The sequence below is a fragment of the Anabaena sp. FACHB-595 genome, assembly GCF_048568275.1.
Classification (GTDB): domain Bacteria; phylum Cyanobacteriota; class Cyanobacteriia; order Cyanobacteriales; family Nostocaceae; genus Trichormus.
This window is the reverse complement of record NZ_CP183473.1, coordinates 3,808,154-3,833,947: the sequence shown is the minus strand read 5'-3', so window position 1 is coordinate 3,833,947 and position 25,794 is coordinate 3,808,154. Positions and strand designations below refer to the sequence as shown.

General features: G+C 41.5%; 22 protein-coding genes. 12 read left to right on the top strand and 10 right to left on the bottom strand.

Features of this window, described 5'->3' with window-relative positions:
* Positions 1–488: 488 nt before the first annotated feature.
* Positions 489–2,168 carry a serine/threonine-protein kinase gene (locus tag ACN222_RS15845; protein WP_010997320.1) on the top strand — a complete coding sequence of 560 codons (1,680 nt, stop codon included), beginning with the start codon at positions 489–491 and terminating at the stop codon, positions 2,166–2,168.
* A 123-nt stretch (positions 2,169–2,291) separates the two neighbouring features.
* Here ACN222_RS15845 and ACN222_RS15840 read toward each other — a convergent pair whose 3' ends face one another.
* On the bottom strand, positions 2,292–2,591 hold the full coding sequence (locus tag ACN222_RS15840; RefSeq protein ID WP_044521654.1) for a 30S ribosomal protein PSRP-3: 300 nt from the start codon (positions 2,589–2,591) through the stop codon (positions 2,292–2,294).
* 313 nt (positions 2,592–2,904) lie between these two features.
* Between ACN222_RS15840 and ACN222_RS15835 the strand changes: the two genes are divergently transcribed.
* Entirely contained in the window at positions 2,905–4,167 is a 1,263-nt protein-coding gene (locus tag ACN222_RS15835) for a sensor histidine kinase (protein WP_010997318.1), read from the top strand.
* Positions 4,168–4,172: 5 nt separating this feature from the next.
* On the opposite strand, the gene ACN222_RS15830 is transcribed toward ACN222_RS15835, so the two are convergent.
* Both ACN222_RS15830 and ACN222_RS15825 read right to left on the bottom strand, forming a co-directional pair.
* The gene (locus tag ACN222_RS15830) at positions 4,173–4,550 is read right to left on the bottom strand and encodes a sensory rhodopsin transducer (RefSeq protein ID WP_010997317.1); all 378 of its coding nucleotides are present in this window, start codon (positions 4,548–4,550) and stop codon (positions 4,173–4,175) included.
* Positions 4,551–4,566: 16 nt separating this feature from the next.
* Positions 4,567–5,352 carry a bacteriorhodopsin gene (locus ACN222_RS15825; RefSeq protein WP_010997316.1) on the bottom strand — a complete coding sequence of 262 codons (786 nt, stop codon included), beginning with the start codon at positions 5,350–5,352 and terminating at the stop codon, positions 4,567–4,569.
* Between the two features lie 605 nt (positions 5,353–5,957).
* Between ACN222_RS15825 and ACN222_RS15820 the strand changes: the two genes are divergently transcribed.
* Entirely contained in the window at positions 5,958–6,254 is a 297-nt protein-coding gene (locus ACN222_RS15820; protein WP_010997315.1) for a hypothetical protein, read from the top strand.
* The gene (locus ACN222_RS15815) at positions 6,251–7,294 is read left to right on the top strand and encodes an AI-2E family transporter (RefSeq protein WP_010997314.1); all 1,044 of its coding nucleotides are present in this window, start codon (positions 6,251–6,253) and stop codon (positions 7,292–7,294) included. The genes ACN222_RS15820 and ACN222_RS15815 overlap by 4 nt, the downstream gene beginning before the upstream one ends.
* Before the next feature lie 28 nt (positions 7,295–7,322).
* On the opposite strand, the gene ACN222_RS15810 is transcribed toward ACN222_RS15815, so the two are convergent.
* Positions 7,323–8,429 carry a precorrin-8X methylmutase gene (locus tag ACN222_RS15810; RefSeq protein ID WP_010997313.1) on the bottom strand — a complete coding sequence of 369 codons (1,107 nt, stop codon included), beginning with the start codon at positions 8,427–8,429 and terminating at the stop codon, positions 7,323–7,325.
* A gap of 124 nt (positions 8,430–8,553) precedes the next feature.
* Here ACN222_RS15810 and ACN222_RS15805 point away from each other — a divergent pair, with 124 nt between their 5' ends.
* Positions 8,554–10,479, top strand: coding sequence for a heavy metal translocating P-type ATPase (locus tag ACN222_RS15805; protein WP_044521650.1), 1,926 nt, complete (start codon positions 8,554–8,556; stop codon positions 10,477–10,479).
* Between the two features lie 64 nt (positions 10,480–10,543).
* Positions 10,544–11,059, top strand: a complete 516-nt coding sequence (locus ACN222_RS15800) for a hypothetical protein (protein ID WP_010997311.1) — start codon at positions 10,544–10,546, stop codon at positions 11,057–11,059.
* Between the two features lie 25 nt (positions 11,060–11,084).
* Here ACN222_RS15800 and ACN222_RS15795 read toward each other — a convergent pair whose 3' ends face one another.
* The 5 genes from ACN222_RS15795 to ACN222_RS15775 all read right to left on the bottom strand — a co-directional run bounded on the left by ACN222_RS15795 (position 11,085) and on the right by ACN222_RS15775 (position 17,258).
* Positions 11,085–12,242: an ATP-binding protein gene (locus ACN222_RS15795; RefSeq protein ID WP_010997310.1), complete on the bottom strand. Its 1,158-nt coding sequence runs from the start codon at positions 12,240–12,242 to the stop codon at positions 11,085–11,087.
* A 118-nt stretch (positions 12,243–12,360) separates the two neighbouring features.
* Complete coding sequence (locus tag ACN222_RS15790; RefSeq protein ID WP_010997309.1) at positions 12,361–12,807, bottom strand: response regulator; 447 nt, start codon at positions 12,805–12,807, stop codon at positions 12,361–12,363.
* Positions 12,761–15,058, bottom strand: coding sequence for a sensor histidine kinase (locus ACN222_RS15785; RefSeq protein WP_010997308.1), 2,298 nt, complete (start codon positions 15,056–15,058; stop codon positions 12,761–12,763). Before ACN222_RS15785 ends, ACN222_RS15790 begins: the two co-directional genes overlap by 47 nt.
* A gap of 408 nt (positions 15,059–15,466) precedes the next feature.
* Positions 15,467–16,153 (bottom strand): response regulator transcription factor, encoded by a 687-nt coding sequence (locus tag ACN222_RS15780; RefSeq protein ID WP_010997307.1) that lies wholly within the window; start codon positions 16,151–16,153, stop codon positions 15,467–15,469.
* Positions 16,143–17,258, bottom strand: a complete 1,116-nt coding sequence (locus tag ACN222_RS15775) for a sensor histidine kinase (RefSeq protein WP_044521642.1) — start codon at positions 17,256–17,258, stop codon at positions 16,143–16,145. The genes ACN222_RS15780 and ACN222_RS15775 overlap by 11 nt, the downstream gene beginning before the upstream one ends.
* A 307-nt stretch (positions 17,259–17,565) precedes the next feature.
* Here ACN222_RS15775 and kdpA point away from each other — a divergent pair, with 307 nt between their 5' ends.
* From kdpA to kdpC, 4 genes are read left to right on the top strand one after another with little or no spacing between them, the layout of a single operon-like run.
* Complete coding sequence (kdpA, locus tag ACN222_RS15770) at positions 17,566–19,305, top strand: potassium-transporting ATPase subunit KdpA (RefSeq protein WP_010997305.1); 1,740 nt, start codon at positions 17,566–17,568, stop codon at positions 19,303–19,305.
* A 23-nt stretch (positions 19,306–19,328) separates the two neighbouring features.
* Positions 19,329–21,455 carry a potassium-transporting ATPase subunit KdpB gene (gene kdpB / locus ACN222_RS15765; protein WP_010997304.1) on the top strand — a complete coding sequence of 709 codons (2,127 nt, stop codon included), beginning with the start codon at positions 19,329–19,331 and terminating at the stop codon, positions 21,453–21,455.
* Positions 21,456–21,502: 47 nt separating this feature from the next.
* Positions 21,503–21,715, top strand: a complete 213-nt coding sequence (locus tag ACN222_RS15760) for a potassium-transporting ATPase subunit F (RefSeq protein ID WP_010997303.1) — start codon at positions 21,503–21,505, stop codon at positions 21,713–21,715.
* On the top strand, positions 21,715–22,323 hold the full coding sequence (gene kdpC / locus ACN222_RS15755) for a K(+)-transporting ATPase subunit C (RefSeq protein ID WP_010997302.1): 609 nt from the start codon (positions 21,715–21,717) through the stop codon (positions 22,321–22,323). Before ACN222_RS15760 ends, kdpC begins: the two co-directional genes overlap by 1 nt.
* Positions 22,324–22,381: 58 nt before the next feature.
* Here the strand turns inward: kdpC and ACN222_RS15750 are convergent, their stop codons facing one another.
* Entirely contained in the window at positions 22,382–23,842 is a 1,461-nt protein-coding gene (locus ACN222_RS15750; RefSeq protein ID WP_010997301.1) for a dolichyl-phosphate-mannose--protein mannosyltransferase, read from the bottom strand.
* A 448-nt stretch (positions 23,843–24,290) separates the two neighbouring features.
* On the opposite strand from ACN222_RS15750, the gene ACN222_RS15745 reads away from it, so the two are divergent.
* Positions 24,291–25,250 carry an orange carotenoid-binding protein gene (locus ACN222_RS15745; RefSeq protein ID WP_010997300.1) on the top strand — a complete coding sequence of 320 codons (960 nt, stop codon included), beginning with the start codon at positions 24,291–24,293 and terminating at the stop codon, positions 25,248–25,250.
* A 115-nt stretch (positions 25,251–25,365) separates the two neighbouring features.
* Positions 25,366–25,692: a hypothetical protein gene (locus tag ACN222_RS15740; RefSeq protein ID WP_010997299.1), complete on the top strand. Its 327-nt coding sequence runs from the start codon at positions 25,366–25,368 to the stop codon at positions 25,690–25,692.
* Positions 25,693–25,794: the final 102 nt, after the last annotated feature.

The window sequence follows — 25,794 nt, the reverse complement described above, 5'->3', positions numbered from 1 at the left end:
ATTTGATAGTGTTTGTACGCTTGTACGCCAGCGATCTAGAATAGCGGTAATTGCTTATTCAGTCTTGTATAAATAATAACTATTCCTGCAAATCATAAAATGTTTTCACTGAGAAATAATCTTTGATCATCTATGCGAAACTAAAAGCTACATAGTTGTTCGGGGCTAATTATACAGTGATTGCTGAACACTAAATTGTTAATTGTCAAAGCAAATTATTTAACTCTTGTTAATTTTACTCCTTTTGATAGATGCGGTCAGATTTTTTACCGAAACTTTATATATAACTGTAACATTTCTTCAAAAATATGAGCTAAAAACCCAGGGAGTGATTTTTCCCAAGTAGTACATTACAGGATGGGTAAGCCATTTCATAGTCGCAATAAAGTGCTAACTACACAACCTCAAAACTAACTTAGCGAAGTCATAGGGAATAGGAATTGACTAGTTTAAATCTCTTACAAAATCGTTATCGTTTAATAAATTTGATGAGTCGAGGGGGATTTTGCCAAACCTATTTTGCGGTGGATGAATGTCAATCTCCGCCAGTCCCGTATGTTGTGCAAAAATTACATGATAATGAGCAATTATTAGATTCTTTTCAGCAAAAAGCTCAATATATTGAGCAATTAAGCCAAAATTCACAGCTACCAACTTTATTAGCTTATTTTCGGGATCAAGATAACTATTATTTTGTGCAGGAATTTATTGCGGGTGCTAGTTTAGCGCAGGTGGTTCAAGAAGAAGGCGCTTTCCATGAAACTCAAGTCTGGCAACTTTTAACTAATTTATTGCCAATCCTGAAATTGATGAGCGATCGCCAATTGATCCACGGTGATATTAAACCAGAAAACATTATCCGACAATTGACACCGGATTCTACAAATTTGGTATTGGTGGATTTTGGTCATGTGCAGATTGTCTCCAGGACTGACCAAATAACTGATGTACAGGGTGTTGGTAGTCCTGAGTATGCTGCACCAGAACAAATCACAGGTCAAGCAGTATTCGCCAGCGACCTTTATAGCTTGGGGGTGACCTGCATCCACTTACTTACCCTGGTGTCGCCCTTTGATTTATTCGATATTGCTAACGATTGTTGGGTGTGGCAACAATACCTGACAACTAAGATAAGCGATCGCCTAACCAAAATACTCAACAAACTTATCCAAAAATCAGTTCATCAACGCTTTCAATCAGCAGATGAAGTGATGCAGGTAATGGGTATAGAAGGCAAAATACTACATTACCCACCCCCACCGTCCCCGTGGCAATGCCTACATACTCTCACAGGATATAGTACTAACTCCCTAGCCATTAGCCCTGACGGGAATAAACTGGCTAGTGGTGGTGATGACAAAATCATCAGATTGTGGGAATTAAATACGCAAAAATTACTCGCCTGTTTCTCAGGACATTCTCAGGCTGTCACCTCAGTAAGTTTTAGTCCCCAGGGCGAAATTTTAGCCACGGCTAGCGACGATAAAACTATCAAATTGTGGCATCTGCCAACATCTAGTGAAGTTTTCACCTTAAATGGACATACAAACCCTGTCAAATCTGTAAGTTTTAGCCCTAATGGGCAAATTCTCGCTAGTGGGAGTTGGGACAAGCAAGTCAAACTGTGGGATGTCACCACTGGTAAAGAAATTTATGCCCTCAAAGCACACCAATTACAAGTGAGTGCAGTAGCATTTAGTCCCCAGGGAGAGATTCTAGCCAGCGCCAGTTTTGACAGAACAATTCGCCTATGGCAGATAACACAAAACCACCCAAGATATACCTTAATCAAAACACTTTCAGGACATACAAGGGCGGTTTTGGCGATCGCATTTAGCCCAGATGGCAAAATTTTGGCAACAGGCAGCGATGACAATACTATAAAATTGTGGGATATCAACACTGGTCAGCTAATTGCCACTCTTTTAGGCCATTCCTGGTCTGTAGTTGCAGTGACTTTCACCGCCGATAACAAAACACTGATTAGTGCCAGTTGGGATAAAACCATTAAGTTGTGGAAGGTAAGCACAACAGAGGAAATTGTGACTCTTGCCAGTCATTTAGACTCAGTGTGTGCTGTTGCTGTTAACCCTGTTACCCAAGTGATTGCTAGTAGCAGCAGGGACAAGACCATCAAATTGTGGCAACTTGTAATACAGCAAAATTGAATTGCAAGAGTAAGGATTGCTGAGTACTAAGTACTCAGTAACAATACTACCCTTTACCCTAAAGTTTTTGATAATCGGTTAGTGTATGAAGGCTTAGCGCCTTCCTGCACTAGTGTGATGAAATCAAGCGCTACCTGTAAAGGTAACTTCAGGAAATTTTAACTGAGCCTCTGCCATCGGACGGTTTCTGCCTTCCTCTTGCCAGTAGTTAATCACTTCTGTTGCCTTATTGAGCAATTCGACGCGATCTAAATCACTGATCCAGTGTTTGGATTCGAGTTCTTTTTTCAACTCTTCCCAAGCATCATTACGAGGCCAGAAGAAATACTTAGTCAGAGGACTAGTACCTTTGCCTACCACCTGATCAACAGCCAGCGCAACGTTCTCGTCTAGCCAAAGAATTTTTAAAATAAACTTGGTCAATCACACCTCCGGCCAATATCCGGGTACTAAATTAATTAAGTTTGCGATCGCTTATTTTAACGCAATACCTTACCAGTTGACCAAACTAGTACCGTAAGGGGGAATTAAAAATTAAAAATTAAAAATTAAAAATGAATATATAGTAAGGGTTTCGTTGATTTGGAATAGGTAGTTTATTACGCTGATCTGTACTAGTGTGGCAACTTAAAAACACAGGTGAAGGTAGGGAATGGGGGAAGAGTGTAGATAATGGTGGTGGTTCTATAGTGGGGAGAGGAACCAATGACAACTGACAACTAACAACTGACCAATTATGTTTAATCGCAGTCGTCGCAATCTTGCCAGTTGGTTCACCCTCGCAATGGGGGGTATTTTAGTTGTGTTTGCGGCGGCGGTCTATTATGTGAAGGTCATAGATGAGTTAGAAGAACTAGATCAATTACTGTATAAAAAAACTACCGTGATGGCGGCGAGTGTGAGGACAGATCTGGACAATCGTCAACGCAGGGTAGATTTGGACAAAGTACCTCTGTTGGGAACGAAGGTAGAGCCACTGTCAGATAGTCAATTAGTGTATGCAGGTTGGTATGATGAGCAGAAGCGACTAGTGCAGTTTTTTGGTGAAACTCCGAGCGATCGCCTGTTAGTTGCTAGTGGATTTAATACTATTAAAATTCATAGGGAGTTATGGTTACGTCGGGTAACTTTGCCTGTTTACCAGGATGGCTTATTAATTGGCTATATGCAGGCTGCAATGCCATTGACAGAGACGGAAGGTGCTTTAGCGGAGTTTCGGCTTGTTTTGGCTATTTCAGTCCCCATTACTTTAGGAATTATTGCTTTGACTGGTTGGTGGCTGGGGGGAGTGGCGATGCAACCAATTCGCCAAAGTTACGATTATCTCCAAAGGTTTACGGCTGATGCTTCCCATGAATTGCGATCGCCTCTATCTGCTATTGTCAGTAATGCCCAGTATGGCTTACTAACAAAGTCTACTGACCCAGAAACCCAACGTCAGCGCCTACAAAAGATTTTTGATATTGCCCAGTCAATGAGTATCCTGGTCAATGATTTGTTATTTTTAGCACGTTATCAAGGGCGCATACCCATCGAATCTTTGCAAACCGTTGACCTAAAAATTTTACTTTTGCAAATCCAAGATGATTTTCTTCCCCATCCAGAAACGCAACACATCAAGTTACTTTTCACACTACCAAATCATCATGTCAGCGTTCTTGGTGATGCTAATCTACTCCGTCAAGCAGTCATCAATTTACTGAGTAATGCTTGTAAATATACTCCTGAAGGTGGTCAGGTGGAGTTACAGTTATTTACTCAGTCAAATTGGGCTGTAATTCAAGTTGTAGATAATGGTATTGGCATTCCTCAAGATGATGTACCATACATTTTTGAACGATTTTATCGGGTAGATAAAAAGCGTTCTCGTAAGACTGGTGGGTTTGGGTTGGGATTAGCTATTACCCAACAAATCATCCAATCTCATGGCGGTAAGATTAATGTTCACAGTGCAGTAAATCAAGGTGCAACTTTTCAAGTGTTATTACCTCTGAAATAGAGTTATCAAGTATTAGCGTAAGCAATAGTACTAAGCAGGGCATTTTCCGCTTGTCGTGAGTCTAGGCGAGTGTGTTGAACAACAATCGGCACATTTGATTGAATCACACTGGCAAAATCAGTATCATGCGGAATCGGTGCTGGGTCATTCAGGTCATTAAAGCGGACGTGTTTAGTGCGGCGTGCAGGTACTGTCAACCGATAAGGCCCTACTGGCTCTTTGTCGCTATAGTAAATTGTGATTTCTACATGAGCATCTTCGTCGCCAGCATTGAGGATGCACACGGTCTCATGGCTGATGAACTGAGGTTCCGGCCCGTTACCGTAGGGGGGAATATAACCTTCAGCGATCGCCCAGCAAGTACGTCCAATTGATAAACTCATTTAATACCCCCTAATATCAAACTCTTCTGCGTGATTGTTGCCGTCGTGAGTTAGCAAATAATGTAATATTTTCTACAAACTGTAAAGTATTTTCCGCAAAGCGATCGCCAGTAGTTTGGCGGGAATCATTGAGATTACGTAAGCCGTGTAAATCCAGAAAACTAAATCCAACCTTGGAGAAAAAGGGCAGTAGACAAAACAAAAATGTATCTATAGTTTGATTTATCCAGCCAAAACCACTAGGGCCAATAATCCAGACTATTGGGTAGCCTATCCAAAGCACTGTAAAATAAGTAACAAGCTTATCGTATAAGTTCGCTAGTTCTGAACTTTGAGTTCTGGTTTTGGCGCGCAATGGATTCCAAATACCCCAAAGAATAATGAGAAAAGCGCAAACCCCGCAGATATACCATAGATATCTCACCCAATCGCGCTCAGATAAATCTGCGATTAACCCAGAGGTAATTACAACTATCTGGGTACTCATCAAAAAACCAATGAGTGTCCAATCTTTTTTGATAAACTGCATCGCTGTCCAAGAAAGAGATAGCAGTAATAATGGTGTTGTCACCATCCAATCAATATAACGGGCATAGTGGGCAATTTGCCCAGCCGCTTCAACTTTACCTTGGTCTATTGCCATTGCCATATAGGCTAGTCCCGACCAAATGGGAATAAACATCGCCACAAGGTATTCGTACTGGGGAACACCGCGCGGATTTCGACTAAGTGACCAAAAGTGCAATGCACCAATTGTCATTCCCGCAACATAAATCCAGTGTAAAAGACTCTCCAAATTCATAGGGCAATTTTAAAAAGGTAAAATTAGATATAAAACAATGTAAAAGAAGCAGGAATATAACTGGGGTTATAAAAATAAAAAAACACTAATTAATTTTTCATGAAATGAAAATATTTATATGATGTTTCATCTATCATGGGAAATAATTAAGTTCTTCTCAAGATATAAATAGTGTTTTTTGTAGCCAGTTAATCGCCTTATTACGATTAGTGTTGAGCATGACAAAAAAATGTGACTAGAAAGTGACACATCTAGCTAAAATTGAAATTTAGCTGAAACTTACCATCTAACAATTTTGGATATTAGATATTGGTTTGACCCCACAGATGAATCTGGGTGCTTATCCCATCACGGAGCAATTGGTCATTTTATATTCACATTTCCACGGCAAACTGAAAATATTATGTTTGTCAGTAAAATGGCATAAATAATTAACTGTTTAAACCTACAACAAGACATTTATAAATCTTGTATAGGACTGGTATTTGATTTCTGAAATATACCTGGGTATCATGCTTGTGGTGGGCAATGCCCACCCTACAGATACTTAAGATAATTTTAATAATCAAATCAGATTTCTATATTAATTTTAAATTAAAGAAAATATGTCAACAGAAAAAATCTATCATCTTTTCCGGCTTTGGTGCAAAATCACTTTATCAACATTCGTGGGTTTGAATGCGTTGGCGTTGTTGCTGCTTGTATTGTTGTCTGTGTTGAGAGTGCCTTCTTTCAATATTGGGAATGATGCTTTATGGTTATTGCGTTGGCAGTATGAACAGAGTACTGGTTTTGTGATTGTCTTTAATCCTTGGATTTTACTTACTATTGCGGCTGTTATAGGTTTTGTAGGAGTCTACTTGAGACGAAATTCTCAACAGCATAGGAGACGGACAAAATGAAACTGGGGCAATGGTTAGGATTATTGGCACTGGTTATTTCACTTTATATCCTTTGGGAAATTCGTCAGTTAGTACTGCTGTTGTTTACTTCTGTAGTATTGGCAGTAGCAATTAATCAGCTGGTTTTGCGGTTGCAGTTGGCTGGAATTAAACGTATTTGGGCAGTCCTTTTAAGTGTGGCTATTGTGGTTACATTTTTAGTTAGCGCTTTCTTGTTGATTTTGCCGCCATTTATCGAGGAGTTCCGGCAACTCTTGGTGCTTTTACCAACTGGTATAAATCAAATTCAACAGGGTATAAACTGGTTAGAAGAACGTCTTGTAGATAGTTATTTACCAGAAATTCCCGATATCGATAGGCTACTTGAACAGCTACAGCCTTGGGTTACGAGTTTAACACAACAGGCGATCGCTTTATTTTCTACTTCGGTAACGGCACTGTTAGAAACCTTACTCGTCATAGTACTAACTTTAATGTTGCTGGCGAATCCCCAACCATACCGCAGAGTTTTTATCCGGTTTTTTCCTAACTTTTATCGCCATAGGGTGGATGAAATTCTCACGCGTTGCGCGACAGGTTTGGGTAATTGGACAGTTGGCGCTTTGATGGAAATGTTATTTATTGGTATCCTCAGTGGACTAGGGCTATGGATTTTACAAGTACCATTAGCATTAGCTCACGCAGTTTTAGCAGGCTTACTCAACTTTATTCCCAATATTGGCCCAACTTTGAGCGTATTTTTGCCAATGGCGATCGCTTTTCTGGATGCGCCGTGGAAAGCTTTGGCAGTCTTAATTTTATATCTTGTGATTCAAAATGTTGAAAGTTATTGGCTCACGCCAACAATCATGGCAAAACAAGTAGCGCTGTTACCTGCTGTTACCTTAACAGCGCAAATTGTCTTTGTTACTCTTTTTGGTGCGTTAGGATTACTGTTGGCTTTACCACTAGCTGTAGTGGCCAAGACTTGGATACAAGAAGTGTTATTTAAGGATATTTTGGATAAGTGGCAACCAAGTAATTCCTCTACTTTTGATTGAGAGCTTTGTGAAAAGTGCATTGCACCGCTTAACTTAAATAACAATGACAATTTGGCTTTTCAATTAATGATTCAACCAAAGCATTGAGGGCAGTAGCAGCCAGTAATCCTCCACCTATAGTTCCCTCAATAGTGATAAAAGGTGATGTTTGTTGCATTAATTGTCTTTTGGCGGCGGGAGCATGGCTGAAGCCAATGGGCATTCCGATAACTAGTGAAGGTTGAATTTTTTGCTGGTTAATCAGGGTGCAGACTTCTAAAAGTACAGAAGGCGCGTAACCAATCACCACTATGCAGCCTTGACTCACTTTGGCTAATCTCTCGCGCCATTGTTGATGCTGCCAAAATTCTTTTTCTGCCTCGATGGCTGTGTTGATATGGGGGTTATCAATTAAGGTGGTGACTTTACAGCCTAAATGAACTAACCTTGTTTGATCGATCGCCGCCGCAATGGTGGGGATATCAACAACAATCTCACAAGCAGAGGAAAGAGCTTGACGACTAGCGGCGATCGCGTTCTTACTCACCCTCATAAAAGACACCAAACTCACATCACCACAAGCCAAAACTAACTGAGAAATCAGGTGTTGTTCGATTTCCGATCGCTCGGATAAATCAGGTAAGATATGTTGCAAAGATTCGGCAAATACTTCTGGGTGGGTATGTACCTCTGCATCTAAACCATGCCAAAGTTCTGCTAACCCCCCTAAGCCAACTTGCGTTTCCACCTCTAATAATTTGAGTTGTGCCAGTACTTCCGCCTGCATAATTTGACAATGGCGATCGCGCCCCAATAATCCCTCTAAGGCCGACGCTGTTTGTCGCAGCTGGGCGATTTGCTGCATAACTGAGCGATATTGTTGTTGTAACTGTGCCATAAAATTGGCATTGGTGTCTGCTTCTGGCTCCATCTCCAAAATGTGGCGGATGTGGTTAAGTTGGAACCCTTGCTGCTTCAAGGCGACAATCCTCTGCAACCTGATGACATCTTGTTGGGTGTAGAGACGGTAATTGCTAGGCGATCGCTCTGGCTGGGGTAACAACCCTAGCTCATGGTAGTGTCGCACCATCCGGGGAGTAATCCCGCCGCCTACGGCTTGGGTGAGTTCTTTAATCGTTAAGCAACCAGAATTCATAATTTACGCCACCTTGTTCTCTACGCTTCTCAGCCTCTGCGTGATTCATATATTCCCCATATGCTTGACATTAACATCAATGTCAAGGTTTAGGGTAAAGGTATTCCTGACTTGTGCAACTCTCATGCTTTACCCCCAACGTATTCACCAATTCACCAAAGAACACACCGACACCTTAGCAGCCCTGCTTTGTGGGGTGCTGTTATTTTTCGGGTGGTTCGCTTTGCATTTGGGTTGGTTGGGTTTCGCGTTGCTGCTGTTACCTGCGGCTTATGTGATTGGTGGTTATGAAAGCGCCCGTGAGGGACTGACGACGCTAATTAAGGAAAAAGAACTGGATGTAGATTTGCTGATGATTGTTGCAGCCCTTGGTGCAGCAAGTTTGGGTTTGTGGCGGAGAGAATATCATTTAATTATTGATGGGGCAATTTTGATTCTCATCTTTGCTATCAGTGGTGCATTGGAAGGTTATGCCATGCGTCACACCGAGAGGAGTATTCGCAGTTTGATGAGTTTGACACCGGATACAGCCACAATTGTCAATCAAACTGGGGAAGAAACTATTCCTATCAGTCAGTTACAAGTGGGGGATGAGATTGTTGTTAAGCCGGGTGAGTTGATTCCTACTGATGCTGTGATTGTGTCTGGTTACAGCACCATCAATCAAGCGGCGATTACCGGGGAATCTTTACCTGTAGAAAAGACGGTAGGCGAGGAAGTTTTTGCTGGGACACTTAATGGTTATGGGGCGTTGACATTAAAGGTACACAAACCAGCCGCCAGTAGTTTGATTCAACGGGTAATTCGCTTGGTAGAACAAGCACAAACAGAAGCGCCTCCCTCCCAACAGTTTATTGAAGTTTTTGAAAGGGGATATGCCAGGGTAATTGTGATTGCGGGCATATTATTAGCAACTTTACCGCCATTTATTTGGGGTTGGGACTGGGAAACAACCATTTACCGTGCTTTAACTTTTTTGGTTGTGGCTTCTCCCTGTGCGCTGATGGCGGCAATTATGCCTACATTATTATCGGGTATTGCCAATGGCGCAAGACAGGGGATTTTGTTTAAAAATGGCGCACAATTGGAGAACATTGGTAAAGTTAGAGCGATCGCCTTTGATAAAACTGGTACTCTCACTACAGGACAAGTCCAGGTGTCTCAGGTGATTGCTGCTAGTAATTACACAGGGGCAAGTGTTTTAAAAGTAGCAGCAGCCTTAGAGGCATCCTCAGAACATCCCATTGCTCAAGCCATTGTCCAGGCGGCTGGTAATTTAAACTGGGTACGTGCAACGGAGGTACAAGCGATACCAGGACAAGGAATTGTGGGTACTGCTGATGAGCAACAAGTCATTGTAGGGAATGCAGCTTTTGTCCAGAAGTATGTAGATAAGTTACCACAGGAATTACTAGAGGTAGCGCCATCGTTGGAAGATGAGGGGAAAACGGTGGTTTGGGTAGCCCAAGGGGAAAGTAATGGGGATGAGTATCAGGTAATAGGTATAATTGCCATTGCAGATATGATTAGACCAGAAGCGGCTGCGACTATTACCAGGTTGCGGAAATCGGGTATAGAACAAATTGTGATGATTACGGGAGATAATCAACGCACGGCTGAGAGTGTGGCTCAAGCGGTAGGGATTGACCAAGTATTTGCCGAACTTTTACCTGAAGATAAGTTAGATGTAATTCGCAGCTTGCAGCAAAAGTATCAAATCGTGGCGATGGTGGGGGATGGAATTAATGATGCACCAGCTTTGGCTCAAGCATCTGTAGGAATTGCAATGGGTGTTGCTGGTAGTGATGTGGCTTTGGAAACAGCAGATATTGTATTGATGGCTGATAAATTAGAGAAAATTGCTGCGGCTATGGAATTGGGCAGGCGATCGCATCGCATTATCAAGCAAAATATAGTTGTAGCCTTGGGGTTTATTGCTTTATTGTTAATTGGTAATTTTCTTGGCAATATCAACTTACCCATCGGCGTAATTGGTCATGAGGGTTCGACAGTATTAGTTACCTTGAGTGGTTTACGATTGTTGAAGTAAACGAGGAATCTGATTGTTAGTTTCATTTACGAAGTGGCCTGATTGCACTAAAAGGGGAGTAGTGGTGAAAAAAGTAGCTGTGTTTGGCAATACTGGAGGTGGTAAATCAACGTTAAGCAAGAGACTATCCCAAATCACTGGTTTGCCGCTTTATCCCTTGGATAAGATTAAATATCAATCAGGGGGTGCTGAGGTTCCGCAGGAAGAATATAAGCGCACGCATCAGCAAATTTTAGCTACTGACCGATGGATTATTGACGGGTTCGGTTGCATGGAAACCCTCTGGCTACGACTGGAAGAGGCGGATACTCTAATTTTTATCGATCTACCGCTATATGTGCATTTTTTGTGGGTAACTAAACGACTAATCACAGGTTACTTGAGACCGCCTGAAGGATGGCCGGAAAACAGCCCTATTTTGAAGGGGTCGCTTAATAGCTACCGCGTGCTTTGGTTATGTCACAAAGGTTTGACTCCAAGATATCGGGAGTATCTCAAGCAGGCTAAAAACACCAAGAGCATTTATCACCTATGCTCAAGTGAACAGATTTGGCAATTTTTTAAATCAATTGAAAATTAAATGAACTCTCCCATTTAAATGTTGATTAGTTGATTAATGGCAGGATGATAGTAAACGTTGTACCAACCCCAACCTCACTATTGACGATAATTTCGCCGCCGTGAGCATCAACACATTTTTTGACTATAGCTAGTCCTAAGCCAGTACCTGCAATTCCTCCTACATTTTCTCCACGATGGAATGATTGAAATAGTTGTTTCTGGTCTTCCTGGGAAATACCAATTCCGCAATCTTGAATCTTAAACATAACTGCGTTATTTTGGGCAGTTAATTCAAAGTGGATTATACCGCCGGGAAGGGAATACTTAATGGCGTTGCCTAGTACATTACCTAAAATGTGACGCAGCAAGGTTTCATCTAATAAAGCTTCGTCAAATGATTTATTGCAGGTAAAAATTACAGTCAAATGCTTCTCGCCTATAGTTAATTGCGCTTCTGCTACTAATTGGCGACAGAATGCTTCCAAATCTATAGAGATAAGTTCACACTGGAGTTTACCTGATTCAGCTTTGCCTATTAATGACACTTCATCTAATAGTTGTGCCATATTTTTAATGGCGGAACGAATCATTTGTAAATGAGAACGTTTTTTCTCCTTAGTTAATTTGTCTTCGTTATTTTGCAACAACCCAGCCGCTAACAAAATAGTATTTAGGGGATTACGGATGTCATGGGAGAGCATGGAAACAAACTCAGATTTAAACTGGTTGATTTCTTGCGCTTTCACCAATTCAGCCGTGCGTTCTTCCACCCGGTTTTCTAGGGTTGTATTCATGGTGCGTAATGTTTCTAATGCTTGCTTACGCTCAATTGCATAAAATACAGCACGAACCAATACATTAACATTTACCTGTCGCTTGACTAAATAATCTTGCGCTCCTTGTCTGACTGCTTCAATTGCTAAGTCTTCATCGTTAGTATTTGTCAAGACAACTATTGGTACACTAGGAACCCGTCCTATCAATATAGGTAAAGATGATAACCCTTGGCTATCCGGTAGGGTGAGGTCTAACAAAATCACATCGTAGCTGGTCTGTTTTAGTTCATTGAGTGCTTCCTGTAATCGCTTCACATGAACCAGAACAAATTGTTTGGACTCAGCTTGATGCAAATATTCCTGTAATAACCTGGCTTCTGCGAGGCTATCCTCAATTAATAAAATCCTGACTGAGTGTCCAACCATAATTTTCTGGTTTTACCCCCTTGTAATTGGTGATTGGGGAGTAATCAATTCAAAATTCAAAATTCAAAATTCAAAATTTAATAATTTTCTCCCCTGCTCCTCTGCGTCTTCATCTCCCTTACTCAGGTGGTAGAGTGACGGTAGAGAGCCAAAACTCTTCAATTCCTTTGACGATTTGGAAGAGCTGGGTGAGGTTACGGGATTTGGTGATGTAGCAGTTTACGTGTAGGTCGTAGCTGTGAAAAATATCGTCTTCGTTTCTGGATGTTGTCAAAACTACTACTGGTATCCTTTTGAGTGCGGGGTCAGCTTTGATTTCCGCCAGTACTTCTCTACCATCTTTTCTAGGTAGGTTTAAATCCAAGAGAATTAGGTCTGGACGCGGTGCATGGGTATACTCTCCCTCTTGGCGCAGATAGGCCATTGCGTCCATACCATCTCTAACTGTTACCACTTCGTGTGGCAATTGGCTATTTTTAAAGGCTTCTTGGATAAGGCGGATATCGGCTTTATTATCCTCAACTAAAAAGATTGTTCTGTGTTTTTCTTCCGTTTCTACGCTCACGCTCTCGACCTCCAACTGGTATCGTAAAGTAGAAGGTAGCACCTTCACCAAGTTGTGACTCTACCCAGATTCGTCCCCGGTGACATTCGATAATTTTCTTACAGATTGCTAGACCCATGCCTGTACCATGATACTCGTCCCGTGTGTGTAAGCGTTGGAAAATTACGAAAATGCGATCACTAAATTGGGGGTCAATCCCAATCCCGTTATCTCTAACTGAGAATAGCCATTCGTCTTCTAGTCTTTCTGCACCTATATGAATTTGTGGCGCTTCCTCACTGCGGAATTTAATGGCGTTGGCTATCAAATTCTGGAATAGCTGCATGAGTTGGGTACTACCAGCCATGACGGTTGGTAAGGGGTCGTGAGTAATGTTTGCGCCTGTTTCGGCGATGCGTTGGCGCAAGTTACCCAAAGCTTTGTCTAATGCTTTTTCTACTTCTGTTAGTTGAAAAGCGATCGCTTGTGTATCTACTTTAGAATACGCCAAAACGTCATCGATTAACGTCTGCATCAAGCTCACACCCTCGACGGCAAAGGTGATAAACTCGTTGGCATCTGCATCTAGTTGATCTTGATAGCGCATCTCCAACAACTGCACGTAATTCGCTACTTGATTGAGCGGTTCTTGTAAGTCATGGGATGCAACATAAGCAAATTTTTTCAGTTCGGCGTTGGAACGTTCTAAATCGTGCGCTAACTGCGCCAGTTCATCGGCTTGGCGTAGAACGATATTCACAATTGCTTTCCGCAATTCTAAGGCGGCTCTAATTTCCACATATCGCCAAGGTAGAGAGGTGAGGCGGACTGTTTCTTTCCACAGTTCAAAGGATTTGCGCGGACAGAGGCGCACATTCCCATCTAACTTATTAACTTCAAAGGGTTGATTAGGATCACCACCCCAGTTTACAGTTTGAATTACTTCCGGTCGAAACCACAAAACATAATTACGTTGGGAAATAGGAATCGCTAACAAACCACTGGCGACATTTTTATATCTTTCCGCATCTGGATAAACTTGCGGTAAGGAATCCGTGTAGAAAACTTCTTCCTCGACGTTATTCTTCAACCACTGGACTAAGAAAACTAAATCTTCTGCTTTGGGAGTCTCACCAATTAATGTACAATGGTCGCCAAAACATACAGCCGCACCTTGAGCGCTGGTTAAATCTAGAAGACTCGGCTGATGTTTAATTAAACCATCAACAAAGTTATCTTCTTGGGACATATATTCAACCAAGAGTGATTGAATATGGGTCAGATTCATTCGATAATCGTAATCTTCTGTTTCCTCTCTGGCGGAGATTTCCGCAAATATCACCCGTCCCAAAAATTCGCAGGCTTTCCGCAATTCATAGGAAACATATTTGGCTGACAGGTGATGACAAGCAATTAATCCCCAAAGCTTATTGTCCTTAATTAACGAGATAGTTAAGGAAGCACCGACACCCATATTATGTAGATATTCCAGGTGACAGTTAGCCGCACTTCTGAGAATTGAGTTAGTTAAATCAACCGGGCGATCGCTCACTGGGTTCAAAGCGGGTATCATCTGTATAGCCTGAGCCTGAGCATTGGGAATCACCCGGATGGAATTAGAAATAAATAATTTTCTGGCTGGTTTAGGAATATCTGATTCTGGATAGTGGAGTCCTAAGTATGGCTCTAGGCTGTCTAGTTTTTCTTCCGCGATGACTGAACCATGTCCATCATCATCGAATTTATATAACATTACCCGATCAAAATCGGTGACTTTTCGGACTTCTTGGACAATTATCTGACAAAAATCCCGCAAATTTGCTGTTTTCTGCAACTGATTAATTGAAGCTTTCGCCAAATGATAAAAGCTTAAAAACGGGATATTTTCTTGAGTAATTGCTGGTTCTAACTCCAGAATCAAAAAGCCTTCCGTATTGCGATGGAAAACCGCATCAAATACTGCGTAATCATCCCCCTTCTTTCTAATCCAAATTTTTGTAGGGTTAATAAATTCCAGATTCCCAGAAGATAAGCCTGATTGAATCCGTTCTATTTGAAAGGAATCGAGTAAATCTTCTAATTTTTTCTGTAATATATTTTCAGCATTGATACCCAAAATACCCCAGGTATTATTGCTCACTTGTAATATTTTCAGACCCGGTTCTTCCAAAACTAAAAGCACACCATGTGGTTGAATTTGCCCGGAAAGATGAATTGGCGCTTCCTTTAAACTAGTAACATTAATATTTTGTGATTCTACGTCTATTCTCATAAAAAGCCTCTTTGATTCCCTAGAATAATCAAAATTAGAGTTGATATATTTTTTAACCTCAGGAATTAATTATTTACATTCCTTAATTGAAGGCATTACTAATTACTAACTACAAATTACTTACTGCTTGCGCTAACAGTCTAACAGTCGTTAAAGATACATAGAGATAAGAAATGTAAAAAAGCGGTGATTGATTAAACCGTATATATTTAGTGATGTAAACAAAATCTGAATTCTAATTATTGTTCAGTTTGGTAGGGTGCGTCAGAGCGATATAACCTAACTATACTCAGAAATTATTCATACTGACGCACCCTACATTTGGATATTTTTTACTCTGTAAGTCCCTTATGTCAGGAATAAAAAATTTATCTAAATTTTTTATTTTGCATTACCCAAATGGGTAAACTATTCATTTGCGATCGCACTATTTTGAATCAACCGTTTTTGTAAAGCAACAACTACAGCTTGATGGCGATCGCTAACCTCTAGTTTGTGTAGAATAGCATGAACATGAACTCTAACTGTTCCAGGGGTAATGTACAGTACCGTAGCAATTTCTTGATTCGTTTTCCCCTTAGCTAATAAAGCTAAAATTTCTAATTCACGTCCAGTTAAAGGGTGATCAGATTTTGGGAAATTTTGTTCTGGCGGTTGAGACTGGCTAGACTCAATAGAAGAGCGAATTTCCCTCGTTGCAGTTTCATCCCACCAAGAAGCCCCAGCCGCGACAGAACGCAGTGCCAATACTAATTTTTCGGCGATAATTCCTTTGAGACAATATCCTTGAGCGCCTGCTTCAATTAATTTAGAAATTAACGGTTTTTGGGAATGGGAAGTCAAAACTAAAATTGGTAGTTGAGGATTTTGCTGCTTAATTTGTTTACAAGCTTCTATTCCCCCCAACCCTGGTAATCCTACATCTAATAACACCACATCCAGAGAGTTTTGCTTGATTAAATCAAGGGCTGTTTCACCATCTTCAGCCTCAGCAATAATTTCTAAGCCTGCTTCTTGTTGTAATCGCACCCGCAAGCCTAAGCGAAAGAGTTCATCATCTTCAACCAACAGAATTTTTACCGGGTTAGAAGCCATCTGACGCAGATAAAGAGGGCTGAAATGGGAGAAAAGGCAATTTGAATGCAAACATAGCACCCGTAGGAACTCTATTCTCTGCCCAAATTATACCGTTATGAGCTGCAATAATTTGTCGAGATAAATAAAGTCCTAAACCTGAACCTTTGGCTTGGCGTTCACTATGGCCTTGATAAAATCGTTCAAATAAATGAGGAAACTGTTCTGCTTGAATACCTGCGCCAGTATCGGAAATTTTTACTACTTGATAGGAAGCTTGGGTTTCCAATACAACCTCTACACGATCGCCCCGCCGAGAATGATTGATAGCATTGACTAGGAGATTATACAACACCCGTTGCAATTGCAGAGGATCACCGTTTACCCACAGCGATCGCCGCCAATCAGAGTCACCATAATTAAACGATATATGAACTCGCCGACTAGCAGCCAAATCAATTAGTGTACTCGCTGCTTCTTCTGCCAAAGTGGTTAAATCCACAGGAATTAAATTGAGCTGTAAACCTTCTGTATCATTGCGATAGATATCTAATAAAGTTTCTAGGAGTTGTAGAGAAGTTTGATGGCTGCGGATAATTGTGGCTAACACCGGCTGCTGTGCTGATGATACCGCACCAAATTTTTCTTGTTGAACAGCTTTGAGAGTTTCAATAGCACCCAAAAGCGGTGTTTTCAAATCGTGGGTGAGAGTAGAAGCAAAATCTTCCCGCAGTCTGACTAATTCTTCCTGTGATTCTAATTTGGCACGGGTGAGGGCGATCGCCTCTTGAGAACGACGCAGGCGATCGCTTAAAATCCCTGTTACAATTAAGGACATACAAGCGATCATCCGACTAGCAACTGTAGGAAACCTAATCACTTCATTATTTGGAAAACCAAGATTAAGAATTGTTAAAAATACAGCAATAAATGTCGTCAATAAAGTTGCTATACGTCCAAACCAGTGATTAGCTAACAGAATTGGCCCAGTATAAAGATATCCAAATACATATTCTGTTGGCGTAGAAAACTCCATAGAAATCACTGTGATCAATAGCCCTAAGATGACTGAGGCTTTTACCAAAAATGAGTTTTGGGATAGTAATTTAGTTCGCCGGGATAGCATTTATATTAATTCGTAATTTGGCTATAAAACTAATATTTGATTCATGAAAAAAAGTCAGTATACCTCTACCTAACTTGCTTACTGTTTCCTACCTAAGCAAATAATTTCCAGAATTAAATCAGGTTCCTATATATTCATAAATTATACAAAACTTCGCGTTTAGAAGATATATAAACACTGATATAGATTTACGACTAAACACTATATATAAAAAATAAATAAATTTTATATTTTTCTATCCCTTGATTTCTGCAACAAACAAAACAATTATGTAAGTAATATTACGTTTTACCAATTCAAAACACCAATGTTACAAGGTTGGACACAAATCGCCTTAACGCTACTGATTGTAGTAGCCATTACTCCTGTCTTCGGGCGATACATGGCGCGTATTTATCAAGAACAACGCACTGTCTTTGACCCACTTCTGAATCCAGTTGAGCGATTAATTTATGTCTTAATTGGTGTTCAAACTAGAGAAAATATGACGGGTTGGCAATATGCACGAGCCATTTTGTATAGCAATCTCGTGATGGGATTGTTTGTGTTTTTGCTGATGATGAATCAGGGATGGTTGCCCCTAAATCCTACAAATATAGGTGCGCCAACTTGGGATACAGCGCTACATACAGCTATATCCTTTATTACCAATACCAACCAACAGCACTACTCAGGAGAAACCTCCCTCAGCTATGGTAGTCAAATGTTTGGGCTGGGTTATCATATGTTCACCTCAGCAGCAACAGGACTGGCTGTAGCCATTACCTTTATTCGCGGGTTGACAGGTAGACCATTGGGTAATTTTTACGTAGACCTAACCCGCACCATAACCAGGATTTTGCTACCTATTTGTATTGTGGGTGGTATTGCGCTCATGGCTGCGGGCGTGCCAGAAACATTGGCAGGGCCGATTGTATTACCCACCATAGAAAATCCTAACATTAGTCAGGCGATCGCTCGCGGCCCTGTTGCCCACTACGAAATTATCAAAGAACTGGGAGAGAACGGCGGCGGCTTTTTTGCCATCAACTCGGCACATCCATTTGAGAATCCCAACGGGTTTTCCAACTTAATTGAGATTATGGCGATGTTGTCGATTCCCACTGCCTTGATTTACACCTACGGCTTATTTGCCAACAACATTAAACAAGCTTGGCTAGTCTATGGCATGGTAGGCGTAATTTATCTAGCTTTTATTATCATCACTGCTATTGGTGAATATAACGGCAACCCAGATGTAAACGCACTATTGGGGAGCATACAACCGAACTTAGAAGGTAAAGAAGTCCGGTTTGGTTGGGCGCAATCTGCACTGTTTACCGTCAGTACAACCGCCACCATGTGCGGTGCTATCAACAGTTTGCACGATTCATTCATGCCCAACGGGGGTTTTGTCACCCTGTCAAATATGTTCCTACAAATTGTCTGGGGTGGGCAAGGAACCGGAACAGCTTACTTGTTCGCTTACCTAATTTTGGCAGTATTTGTCACAGGTTTGATGGTAGGACGTACACCCGAATTTCTCGGACGCAAAATCGAAAAACGCGAAGTAGTGCTGGCAAGCTTTCTCATTCTCTTAGTCCACCCCATAGCCATCATGATTCCATCAGCCATCACCTTGGCTTTCAGCGAACAGTTAGCAGGAATCAGCAACCCAGGTTTTCACGGCTTCGCTCAAGTGATTTATGAATACGCTTCCGCCGCCGCTAACAACGGTTCAGGATTTGAAGGACTAGGAGATAGTCAAGCATCCCCATTGGCGATCGCCTCTGGCGCACAACCAACAATCACAGGCTTATGGTGGAACCTCAGCACCTCCTTTAGTCTCCTAGCAGGGCGTTATATCCCCATCATCGGCTTGCTATTCCTGGCCGATAGTATCTGCCGTAAACAACAAGTTTCCTTCACATCTGGGACATTGCGAACCGACACAGGACTATTCACAGGGGTAACAGCCGGTGTCATTTTAATCCTCGGCGCACTGACATTCTTTCCTTTACTAGCATTCGGCCCCATTGGTGAAGCGTTTTGGATTGGTAATGGGTAATTTGTCAACTCTCACCCAACTTTATGCGATCGCCATCTCGTCTACCTCATGAAACTCGTGACTCGCGCCAACGTACTCCTAAAACAGATATGCGAGGACTCTACCAAAGAGCTATTAAAGAATCATTTGTTAAACTCCACCCCAAAATAGCCGTTAGAAACCCTGTAATGTTTATTGTTTGGGTGGGGACAATTGTGACATTTCTCGTCACTCTTAACCCCAATCTCTTCGGAACAGTACAGGCAAATATCAACCAACAACGTCTACTCAACGGGTTGATTACCTTAATTTTGTTTTTCACAGTCTTATTTGCCAACTTTGCTGAAGCCGTAGCGGAAGGACGAGGTAAAGCACAAGCAGATAGTTTAAAAGCTACCCGTTCCGATACCATCGCCTGGAAAGTCTTACCCAATGGTTCTCTAGAAAAAATTGGTTCTACACAACTGCGACGAGGCGATGTAATCAAGGTAGTAGCTAATGATATGATTCCCGGCGATGGGGAAGTTATACAGGGTATTGGTTCAGTGGATGAGTCAGCAATTACAGGCGAATCTGCCCCTGTCCTTAAGCAACCAGGTACAGATATTGCCAGTTCTGTCACTGGAGGAACACGCTTACTCTCAGATGAATTAATAATTCGGATTACGGCTGATCCTGGTCAGGGTTTTATTGACCGGATGATTTCCCTTGTAGAAGGGGCAGAACGTTCTAAAACTCCGAATGAGATTGCTTTGACGGTATTGTTAGCTGTATTAACCCAGGTTTTCTTAATCGTAGTGGCAACCATGCCTTCTTTTGTGAACTATATTGCTAACTTTATCAGCACTGCATTTGGGGCAGAGGCAGCAAACAGTTTACGCGCAGGTGCAAGTATCGCTATTCTGATTTCTCTATTAGTAGCTTTGATTCCCACAACTATTGGCGGTTTGCTTAGTGCCATTGGTATCGCCGGGATGGATAGGGTAGCTCAATTTAACGTCATCGCTACCTCTGGACGAGCAGTGGAAGCCTGCGGTGATATCAATAGTTTAGTTTTAGATAAAACAGGTACTATCACCTTCGGAAACCGTATGGCTGATGAGTTTATTCCTGTGAATAGCTACACAGTCGAAGATGTGGCGAGAATTGCGAAATTAGCCAGTCTGTTTGATGAAACTCCAGAAGGCAAATCAATTGTCAAACTTGCAGAAAAATACAAAATTCTGGCAGATGTTAATCTTAACCAAGCAGAAGGTGTGGAATTTTCCGCCAAAACTCGCATGAGTGGCACGAATTTACCCAACGGGAAGCAAGTCCGTAAAGGTGCAGTAGATGCGATTAAGGGCTTTATCCGTTCTCGCGGTGGTTCTATTCCTAGTGATGTCGATGTAGCCTATGAGCGCGTTTCCCTGTTGGGGGGTACACCTTTAGCTGTCTGTCAAGATAACGAAATTTTTGGAGTCATCTATCTTAAAGATATTGTCAAATCCGGTTTGCGAGAAAGGTTTGAGCAACTGCGGCGGATGGGTGTCAAGACAATTATGCTCACAGGGGACAATCACATTACCGCTAGTGTAATTGCACAAGAAGCAGGGGTTGATGATTTCATTGCCGAAGCAACACCAGAAGACAAGATTGATGTAATTCGCAACGAACAATCTCAGGGTAAGTTAGTCGCCATGACTGGGGATGGTACTAATGATGCCCCAGCCTTGGCTCAAGCTAACGTGGGTTTGGCAATGAACTCTGGGACGCAAGCCGCCAAAGAAGCCGCTAATATGGTGGATTTGGATTCTGACCCCACTAAATTAATTGATTTAGTCACTATTGGTAAACAGTTGTTGATTACTCGTGGCGCTTTGACAACTTTCTCAATTGCTAATGACATCGCCAAATATTTTGCCATTCTGCCTACTATCTTTGGGGCGGCTGGTATTGGTGCGCTGAATATTATGGGTTTAAAAAGCGCCCAATCTGCTATTATTTCGGCGCTGATTTATAACGCTCTGATTATTCCGGCATTAATTCCTTTGGCGCTTCAGGGTGTGAAGTTTAGATCACTAACGGCAGACCAATTATTAAGACGGAACATCTTTATTTATGGTCTTGGTGGTATTATTGCGCCTTTTATTGCCATCAAATTAATTGATGTGATTTTGCCTTTTTCTTAGTAGGGGAAACGCAGAGGGGCGCGGAGTTTTTCTTGAGGAATAGAGATATGAGAAGGTCTTTGATTTTTGGTGGGCGTAGATTGCCTTTGTCTATCTTTTTGGGGATGTGTTTTAACCTTGTGGTTGCACCTGTTGTTTATGCGGCTACTGGTGATGAGTTTTCCCGTACACAGGCTTGGGCTTTGGGGCTTTTAGGAGTAGTGACGTTGAGTCTGTCTATTTATCTATTTTTTGTGATGTTTATACCGGAGAAGTTCTAATGAGTTTTGCACGCGAAGCTAGCAGGGCAATTCGTTCTAGTTTTGTACTCTGGGTAATTGCTGCTGTGATTTATCCTTTTTTTATGATTGCTGTTGGACAGATTGTATTTCCCCATCAGGCAAACGGTAGTTTAGTTAGGGATAGTCGGGGTCAAGTTTTGGGTTCGACTTTAATTGGTCAACCTTTTACTAGCGATCGCTATTTTAACTCTCGTCCTAGTACCACTGTCTACAGCACGGCTAACCCAAACAAAGATGATAATCTAGTTTTACAAACAGGAATTTCTGGTGCTAGTAATTTGGCTCCCAGTAACCCCCAATTAATAGAACGTATCAAAGATGAAGACTTAAATCGGTTGCAAACATCTGGTATCCAACCAACTGCCGATTTAGTCTATACTTCTGGTTCCAGCCTTGACCCCCACATTACCCCTGAAGCTGCCAGAGCGCAAGTTTCCCGTATAGCCAAAGTGCGCCAACTCCCACCCCAACAGCTAGAAACTTTGATTACTCAAAATACTGATAGTCGATTTCTGGGCATTTTTGGTGAACCGGGGGTTAATGTTTTGCAATTGAATCTAGCCTTGGATGAGTTAAAGCCAACATAATTCATCTGTAATAGTTGAGAATTCCCTAGTTGCTTGAACAAACTGGGGATTTTTCCTTCTACACCCAAGATTTAAACCACATCCGCATTTTGTAACCCTCAGGAGAAAGGGGTAAACCTAAATAAACGGGGAGCCAAAAAATAAGCGCAGCAATAATTACAAAGGAAATCGTCACACCGACGAGCCGCAATGGGCGATAATAACTACGCAGACATTGATCAACAAACCAGGCGATCGCTAAAAATGCAAACACTACACCTGTCATGTAATGATAGATAAAAACGCACCGTGACACTATCGTCCAAGGTAATAAATTGATAGCGTAATTCCAGACTATATATAAAGAAATCCAAGTATCAACAGAAAGTTTTGCTGGCAAAGATAAGCGCCTTTCTTTTACCAAAGGAATCATCACTTTTGCTATCAGCATCCCCAGCAAAAATAATAATGCAGCAACACCAAACCACCATAAGAAAGGATTACCCATTGCATGAACATCATAAATCACTTTCCCGGCACCACTAGGCAAAGGCGGCCCTAAAACGGGTAATGGATCATTAACACTTTGAGCCGTTTGATAATAATATGCCATTGGCCGAATCATCAAAGGCCATTTATACCAAGCAGCGCAGTAAGGATGTACTTGAGCCGTATTACCGTCAAGACGTTCGTGAAAGCCTAATATTTCTTGATGTACTTGAATAAATCCATATTTAGGATTTATTTGTAGATGTGGTATCCAAATCAAACTATAAATTACAGTGGGGATAATCCCTAAGAAAAATATAATTTGTCCAATATTGATTTGTGTTATATTATATAGTGAAGTCTGAAGGCTAATAGGTTCTACATCAGCAGAATTATCTCTTGGTTGATATTCAGATGTAATGAATTGCCAAACCCAAGCTATACTCCAAATTAAATAAATACCTACTAAATAAAATAAACCATTCCATTTTGTGGCGATTGAACAACCAAAAGCCATACCAGCTATGACTAAATATAAATTACGTCTCTGCTTTTGACTAGCTAATGCTAATAAAAATAACCATTGCCCCAATAAGCCAAATATGACGATATAAATATTGATGAGGGCATAACGAGATTCTACAATAAACAAACCGTCAAGAGCAGTAAATAAACCAGCAATTAAAGCAAAGCTGCGTCGATAACTGATGTGATAAGCGATATTGGCAATAATTAGCGGAATAAATGAGCCAGATAGAGCATTAACCCAACGATAACTCCAAGGAGAGCGCAATGCACCAGTTAATCCGTTTACGCCCTCTTGCCAAAAAGGAATATAGCTACTCAGCCACATTCCCATAGCAATCATATATTTGCCTAAAGGTGGATGAGCATCGAAAAATGGTATGTAGTTGAGATAGTTGTGACCAAATTTAGCGTAGTAAATTTCATCAAATACGAGAGTATTAAATCTATCTAGTCCCCAAAACCTTAAAGACAGTGATAGCAAGAATATACCGACCAAGCCAATTCGATACCAATTTTTAGTCATTAGTAATTAGTCATTAGTTATTAGGTATTACGCTAATTTTCGGTGCATCGTGACTAAAGCATAAATAATGAGGATAGCAATTAAATCCGTAAATCAGCATAGCTTGTTATGCTTCTGTTGCATACTTTGTCACCCATCCGAATAAACAAACACATTCAAAGACGCAGAAGAGTTCAAGTTCGCAGGTAATCATTTTTAGGATTATTTGTCAATGAATAACCTAAATGATTTACAGATAAGCAGTTTCCTCAAACGAGGATTGATCCCTGAAGAGTAGACGATTCAATAGTTACAGCTTTTTGTCAAGTCAATCATCTGAGTAAAGTGTAAATTTTTTTTAATTTATGCAAACTTTTGTGATAGTTTGGACACAGGAGCAAAACTGTATCTTCTGAAACTTTTTGCTTCGCCTCTTGTCAGGTAAAAACTTAGCTAGGTAGCTCTCTGTATGGCAATTACTATCGATTCCGCCCGTCGTATCTTCCCTAACACATTACAGGCTGATGCAGTGCCAGCGCTGACTGCACGATTCAACCAACTCAGTGCAGAAGATCAACTGGCATGGACATGGTTCGCTTTCTTAGAGATGGGCAAAACTATTACTGTTGCAGCGCCTGGTGCAGCTAGTATGCAGTTTGCGGAAGGTATCCTCAAGCAAATCAAGGAAATGACCTTTGAGGAACAAACTCAGGTTATGTGCGACCTGGCAAACCACACAGATACGCCCATTTGCCGCACCTATGCTACTTGGTCGCCTAATATCAAGTTAGGTTTTTGGAATCAACTGGGAGAATGGATGGAGCAAGGTGCCGTTGCGCCAATTCCTGCTGGCTATCAGCTTTCAGCCAATGCTAATGCAGTATTGGAAACCCTGAAAAGTCTGGATCAAGGACAACAGATTACCGTCCTCCGCAGTTCCGTTGTAGATATGGGATTTGATGCAGCTAAACTAGACGGCTACACAAGAGTTGCTGAACCATTAGTTGCACCTAAAGATATTTCCCAGCGTGTTCAAGTCACCATTGAGGGAATTAATAATTCCACTGTGTTGAATTACATGAACAACTTGAACGCCAATGACTTTGATGAACTGATCAAGTTGTTCGTGGAGGATGGAGCTTTGCAGCCTCCCTTCCAAAGACCAATCGTTGGTAAGGATGCAATTCTGCGGTTCTTCCGTGAAGAATGCCAGAACCTCAACTTGCTTCCAGAGCGCGGTGTGGCTGAACCCGCAGACGATGGCTATACTCAGGTGAAAGTGACAGGTAAAGTTCAGACCCCTTGGTTTGGTGCAGCAGTAGGGATGAACATGGCTTGGCGCTTCTTGCTCAACCCCCAAGGTAAAATCTTCTTCGTAGCTATTGACTTGTTAGCCTCTCCCAAAGAACTTTTGAACTTGGTTCGCTAAAGGAAAATAACAAAACAACTAAATAGCTGATTATCGCGGTGAGCGCTCTCTTAACGAAGGGCGCTCAATTATTCTGAGCAAACGCAATTAATTAATACAAGTTTAAGATTGAGTCATGTACGTGAGTGAAGCCGAGTGGAGTGATATTGAAAAGACGATAGCTCGAACAGCCTTTGATCAAGCCTACAAACGAGAGATTGAGGCTTTGCTCAAACAGGTTCAAAAAGAAGCCAGCACACTTGTAGAGTTGGACGAGCTTTGGCAATTACACGATTTCTTGAGTGCTAGAAGGCATGAAATCGAGGGCAAGTATGACTACCAATACTCGGCTCTGTTGTTTGTCTTTGCTGGGTTAGTCAAAGACGGCTGGCTTCATGTCAACGAACTGGAAGGGTTATCTAAAGACAAGCTTTCCAAAGTGTCAGCCTTGGCTAGGATGTAAGACGAGTGCTGAGTCAGCAATTCTATAATTTTGTAGGCTTGCCTACTCTTCGAGAACGCTACGCGAACCCGTAGGGTATTTTGAATTGATTTACCTCCTACC